Origin of the sequence: Lentibacillus kapialis, from assembly GCF_014646635.1 — a bacterium.
Lineage (GTDB): Bacteria > Bacillota > Bacilli > Bacillales > Amphibacillaceae > Lentibacillus > Lentibacillus kapialis.
In genome coordinates, this window is the sequence record NZ_BMNQ01000134.1 from 1 (window position 1) to 716 (window position 716).

A 716-nucleotide genomic window follows, 5' to 3' on the forward strand; every position below is an offset into this window, starting at 1 on the left:
CCAGGTGATTTTCCACGCTATTGTATACCATGAACAAATTGTTGCGCGGATATGGAGTAATATTGCTCGTTGAACCATGCATGGTATTACATTCAAACAGCGTGATCGAGCCTGCTCTGCCTGTGGGTACAGAGATGCCGTCGCCGTTTTCAGCAAGCTTGCGCAGACTTTCTTCGTCAGGTACACCGACTTTTTGTTTTTTCAGGGACTCCTTATAGTTATTATCGGGCGTTTCCCCTACACAGCTGACAAAGTAGTTCTGGGACCCCGGTATAAGCATTAAAGGCCCGTTAAATGTATAGTTGTCTGAAAGGGCAATCGACAAGCTGACTGCTCTCATTCGCGGCATGCCGTCCTCGACGTGCCATGTTTCGAAGTCAGAATGCCAGTCGAATTCTTTGCCCCTGAAACCGGGCTTATAATTGATACGGGATTGATGTATATACACATCGCTTCCCAGCAGGTGGTTCACGATGTCGAGAATGCGCTGGTCATTTGCAACCTCTTTGAAGTAATTGTCGTCTTTATGAACGTGAAAAATTGAACGGATGTCATCACTTTCCGGTTCACGGATCACTTTGTCGGAAGTAACATCTCTGTTCGAATCCTGCAATTCAAAAATGGCTTTCTGCATGTCCGCAACTTCCTCATCGGAGAAGAAATTCTCAATCTGCAAAAACCCATTTTTTTCATAGGAATCAAGCTGTTCTTTGGCA

At 45.3% G+C, this 716-nt stretch carries 1 protein-coding gene; it reads right to left on the reverse strand.

What is annotated here, in order from left to right:
- A partial coding sequence (locus tag IEW67_RS17965; protein WP_188634436.1) for a phytanoyl-CoA dioxygenase family protein occupies window positions 1-716 on the reverse strand: 716 nt, incomplete at both ends.